The sequence below is a fragment of the Candidatus Cloacimonadota bacterium genome (genome assembly GCA_034661015.1).
Lineage (GTDB): Bacteria > Cloacimonadota > Cloacimonadia > JGIOTU-2 > JGIOTU-2 > JAYEKN01.
Map to the genome: position 1 here is coordinate 1 of JAYEKN010000095.1, position 4,434 is coordinate 4,434.

2 protein-coding genes are annotated in these 4,434 nt (G+C 33.7%); both read right to left on the bottom strand.

All coding sequences use genetic code 11. The features are described from left to right. Positions 1-427: 427 nt before the first annotated feature. Entirely contained in the window at positions 428-2,815 is a 2,388-nt protein-coding gene (locus U9P79_03860; GenBank protein MEA2103761.1) for a putative LPS assembly protein LptD, read from the bottom strand. 124 nt (positions 2,816-2,939) lie between these two features. Continuing rightward, the gene (locus U9P79_03865) at positions 2,940-4,232 is read right to left on the bottom strand and encodes a thymidine phosphorylase (GenBank protein MEA2103762.1); all 1,293 of its coding nucleotides are present in this window, start codon (positions 4,230-4,232) and stop codon (positions 2,940-2,942) included. Positions 4,233-4,434 lie beyond the last annotated feature (202 nt).

Consider the following 4,434-nt stretch of genomic DNA (forward strand, 5'->3'; position numbering starts at 1 on the left):
TTAAATTTACATTGCTCATTTTTCATTTTACATTTTAAATTTTACATTGTTCATTTTACATTGTTTTCCTTCGTGGAATAAAATCGAAAAACCATCGTAATCATTTAATCTTTCATAATAAGGTAGGTTAACGCCAACCTTATGCTATTTTATTTATCCCCCTTCGGGGAATTGCTTTAAATTTACATTGCTCATTTTTCATTTTACATTTTAAATTTTACATTGTTCATTTTACATTGTTTTCCTTCGGGGAATAAAATCGAAAAAACATCGTAATCATTTAATCTTTCATCATAAGGTAGGCTACCTTATGCTATTTTATTTATCCCCTTCAGGGAATTGCTTTAATTTTACATTGCTAATTTTACATTTTACATTTTAAATTTTAAATTGTTTCCCTCGTGGGAATGAAATCGAAAAAACACTTCTAATGCCTATGATCCGAATGCCTGAATTTCAAATCAGGCAACTTGACAGCGACAACTTTAAATTTGTATGACCAGTAATCACCTGATTTATTCCAACTTAGATCTAAAGCCCAGCAATGCAAATCGCGATGAAGATGGATACTCTGAGATATCAATTCGTGTTTCTTGAAATTGTAATAATTACTGTAATCAATACTCCATTTATTCGTTAAGTTCAGTGTAAGTTTTGCATGAATGTCCGAACTATAGATATTCGAATTTTTATCTTTGCTATATGAATATGAAAATGAGAGGGACCACGGCTTTTCGGATAATTTTGGGTTCGGAGAAATGAAACTTTTATCTTCGCTATCTATCAACTCACCCAGGCTTTTCGGAGGATCATAAGGATAGTAATCAATGTATGGCAATTTACCTTTCAAACTAAGAGATGCCGAAAGAAAATATTTTGTAATATCAAAATCGTAGCTGTCCTGTGTGCAGCGAAATGAGTTAGAATAATTCGCAGAAATTCCCAAAAAGGAAAAATTGAAGGGAATCAGGGTAGCAGTATGTGAAATATTGCTAAATCCTTTTGGCTTCTCCTCAAAATCATAACTAAGCGACGAACTTATTTTCAGAAGATTATTGAGATTTTTTATTTGATGCTCTTCCCCCTTCACTTTTGCTTGGAGCTGATTGGTCAATGAAAAAGACACTTTTTCTGATCGGTCTGCAGAGCTGATTGAGATTCCCGAAAAAGAATAGAATTTATCATTTTCAGAAAAATCGGGATGCATTGAGTAGGAAATATTTGGTGAAATGATGTGTCGTAATGCTATCAATCTTGAATTCTCAAAATAGAATAATCCATATATTTTTGTTGATAATTTTGTGTTTGAACTGTAAGAAAATCCTCGCACGAATTTATCATTGTTTTTATCCTTATCTTCCCAAATTTCATCGTAAGAAAGACTTTGGTCAAATCGAAAATATTTGAAAATATCATCAATGTAACTTACTGTTACAGAATGCTTTATCCCTTCTCGATGTTCAGAAAGATAGGCACCGGTAGAATCGTAAGTATCTTTATAAAAAATCTCTGCAAAGGTTGGATCATTACCAATTACCGCTCCTGAATTTGCCAATTTACCGGAATAAGAAATATTTGAATTTTTCAGCAATTCATTGTATGCTTCTCTCTGAAAATTCGGTTTAAAAATTTCTGCAAAACTGTGTCGGTAAATATTATACGAAAGAGAGGGAAGTGCCAAAGTTGTTCTGTTTTTTTGGTTTGGATACAAAGTTGTTTTAAAATTTCCATTCAGATTAAATTTCGAGTAATCAGTTCGAGTAGAATAATAAATTTTATTATAATATGTTTCGGTGTCATCGTCCAAATCTCTTTTATAATCTGAGGCAGCATTGAAATTTATCCTATCTTTAGAAAAATTATAAAAAACATAAGAATGTAAAGATTTTTCCATACGAACTTCTTTGTCTTCGTTAATTTGAAGAATATCCGTATCACTTACAAAATCCGTTTTAATGGTCAGATCGCTATAAGGAGATAATTTTTGTTTGTGAAATGAGTTGAAAGACCAACGAATTTGGTAGCTGTCATTTGCTTCCTCATGGAAATAAAACAATCGACTGTTCACATTTCCATTTAAAATATATCTCTTAATATACCTCCCACGAAGATTGAAGTCTAATCCAGTCAACTCATTAATATCGGCAGAAAGCATGAAATCCCCGTAATCTCTAAAAATTTGAAAATATGCAAAATTTTTTAGATATTTTCCGTCGGTAGAATTATATCCGGGTTCAGGGATAAGAAAACCTGATTCTCTCGTCCGCTTTATGGGGAATGTGGCAAATGGAAGTGCGAGTACCGGAAAATGGTTTATAAATAAAATTATGGGTTTACCTACGATTTTATCGTTAAGAAAAATACGAAATTTCGGTGAATAAATATAATAATGTTTCCCAATATTGCAAGTTGTGAATTTTCCATTATCAATATCAAATACTTCTTCACCGACTTTGCGCATATTTTCCCCTGAATAATAGCCATCATGAAAACGCGTTCTGCCGTTTTTCAGAATTCCCTCTTTTGTATCCAGATCAAAATATACTTTGGAACCAAAGATCTTATTGTTTCCATCGAACATTTCAGAAAGACCATAAGAAACAGCTATTTTATCTTTTACATCAATGACTATTGAGTCTGATTTAAGATAAGTGTTTTGATAGAAAATTGATGCATCATTGATTAATTTTATCTGCTCATCCTGATAATTGTTGATGATTTTTTTCGCAGTATAGCGAATAGAGTCCACGATAACTTCTGTGGAATCCGCTCGAGTGGAGTCAACCAAAATTGAGTCAATTTGAATTGCTGCCACCTCAATCTCGGCTGCGGACAACAATAATGGGGAAAGAAAAAAGATGAGTAAAATACTCTTGAAACTCTTTGGAGTATTAAAAAATTGTTGAAAAAAAAAGCAACAAACTAAATTCATGAATTTATTATTTTAAAATTTGGGGAGCTTTTTCAACAAGTTTAGCGGCGATAGTTATGGCATCTTGAATCATTTCCGAAACCATTTTTCCCTTATCATTATTAAAATACAATGTTGCTATTTTTTCTCCCTGATTAACTTTATCTCCCACTTTTTTTGCAAAAATCATTCCTGCAGAATGATCAATTTTATCAGTTAGAACTTTTCTGCCTGCATTCACATGGATTAATGCCCAGCCGATTTTTTTTGCATGAATATTTGAAATATAGCCGGATGATTTTGCCCGAATTTCTATTGAGGATTCAGGGGACCACAACAATGAATAATCATCAATTACATTAACGTCCCCACCTTGCAATTCTACGAATTTTCTGAATTTATTAAGAGCAGCTCCGGATTCGATCACCTCAAGAATTTTATCTTCCGCCTCTTTTGAATTGGACACAATTCCTCCAATTATAAGCATTTCAATAGCAAGTGCGAAAGTGATTTCCTTTAGATCATCAGTATAATTCCCCTTTAAAAATTCAATAGATTCTTGAATTTCCACCCCATTTCCAATGCAATTACCAAGAGGTGAATTCATATTTGTAAACACCACCGAAATTTTTTTCCCAAAATTTCTTCCAACTTCACTTAGAGATCTCGCCAACTTTTCAGCATCTTCCATATTTTCCATAAACGCACCTTGCCCAACTTTCAAGTCAATTACCAGCCCATCTATCCCTGATGCGATTTTTTTGCTCATGATACTGGCCGTAATCAAGGGAATGCTTTCAACTGTTCCCGAAACATCGCGAAGTGCATAGATTGCTCTGTCTGCCGGAACAATATCTTCCGACTGACTTACAATCGCAAAGCCGTTTTCTTTGACAATTTCTTTAAATTTTTGGATAGGAATTTCGGTGGAAAATCCTGGAATTGATTCAAGTTTGTCCAGAGTGCCCCCGGTATGTCCCAATCCTCTCCCCGAGATCATTGGTTCGTATAGACCGCATGCAGCAATTATTGGTGGTAGATGCGTAGAAATTTTATCGCCCACTCCGCCTGTGCTATGCTTATCAACAAATTTACCATTACTTTCCGGAAATTCAATTATTTTCCCTGATTTGATATATGCATCTGTTAAATAGTGAATTTCTTCAGAAGACATGTTATTTAGAAGAATTGCCATAAGCATTGCGGACATCTGATATTCTTTGATATTTCCATTCAAATAATTTTGGACAAAATAATCAATCTCCTGTTTTGATAAGCACTTCTTGTTTCGCTTTTTAATTATTAGTTGAACTGTGTTCATGATAAATTCCTTTTAATCTGTTTCTATACCGCAATCATCCTAATTAGAGTCCATCCGTAAAGTAGTATATCAAGTAAAATATACTCTTCATCCTTTTTACAACTCATCCCCTAACCCCTTCTCTTCAAAGAGAAGGGGAACTTTTGTCTCCCTCTCCTCGATAGGAGAGGGTCGGGGTGAGGTCGAAAAATAGCACTTTACA

Excerpts from the sequence above, each read along its gene's own strand:
- U9P79_03865 (MEA2103762.1), bottom strand. The coding sequence starts at position 4,232 with ATGAACACAGTTCAACTAATAATTAAAAAGCGAAACAAGAAGTGCTTA.